Consider the following 1165-nt stretch of genomic DNA (forward strand, 5'->3'; position numbering starts at 1 on the left):
GAAACCTTTGCAAGGTAAGAACATCATTAAGTCTCAGATTAATAGTTATTTAAGTTGGTTTTTCTTTAGAGTTTTATTAACTTAAAGATGTGATTAAAAAGGAGTTACATATGAGTTTTGTATCGCATCATGTCGAGCGTAGAACGCGAAAAAACACATTTTTACGCCAAATTAACCAGATCATCGACTGGCATCCCATAGAGAAGGAAATAAACAAAGTATATAAGCGCGGACATAGCGTAGATGGGCGTCCATCATACCCCGGTTTGTTACTTTTCAAAATGCTGCTTTTACAGACATGGTATCGTTTAAGCGATCCCGGTGTTGAAGATATGGTCAATGATAACTTGTCTGCTATGCGGTTCTGTGGTTTACAGATTGAGGATGATGTACCTGACCATAGCGTCTTGTCACGGTTTAGAAGTGAACTAACAGTGAAGAAAGCTTTTGATCGTCTATTAAGGAAATTCAACAAGCAACTCGAAGAGCGAGGTATCATGGTCAAAGAGGGGGCTGCCCTGGTGGATGCTTCTATAACCAATACTCCAAGACGCCCCAAAGGAAAAACAAAATATGAAATTGCGGAAGACCGCAAAGAGGATTTGCAGAGTGAAGAATCCAAACTGGAAGAAGGCAAACAACTCAAGCTGGTTAAGCTAAAGCAACCGGGTGTAGATGAACAAGGCAGGTGGCTGAAAAAAAGAGGAAAACTTCATTACGGATTTAAAAAGCATATTGCTGCTGACCAGGAAGGATTGGTGACAGCGGTGCATACCACTACTGCAAACGAGCATGATAGTAAGGGCTTAAAACCTCTTTTGAAGAAGACACCACGATCAAAAGTAAAAAAAGGCACCTATGCGGACAAAGGCTATAAGGTTCCGGATAATGATAAGCTTTTAGAAGAACTAAATATCAAAAATCGTTTACAACACAAGGCTTACCGCAATAGACCTCTGACTGAGTGGGAAAAACGATTCAATAAACTAATTAGTAAAGATCGCTACAAAGTAGAGCGCACCTTCGGAGGTATGAATAGGTGGTTCGGAGCAGGAATTGCGAAATATGTTGGGCTGGATAAAACCCATACCCAACATGTACTGGAGGCAATAGCCTATAACTTATACAGATCTCCGGGGATTGTTATGTCCAATGCTCAAAATTA

Annotated in this window: 1 protein-coding gene; it reads left to right on the forward strand. The window is 40.4% G+C overall.

Features of this window, described 5'->3' with window-relative positions; genetic code table 11:
- Positions 1–110 precede the first annotated feature (110 nt).
- Positions 111–1165, forward strand: a 1055-nt coding sequence (locus tag JIV24_RS22155) for an IS5 family transposase (RefSeq protein WP_200467269.1), incomplete at its 3' end; no start/stop codon positions are given.

The sequence above is a fragment of the Carboxylicivirga marina genome, assembly GCF_016612505.1.
Lineage (GTDB): Bacteria > Bacteroidota > Bacteroidia > Bacteroidales > Marinilabiliaceae > Carboxylicivirga > Carboxylicivirga marina.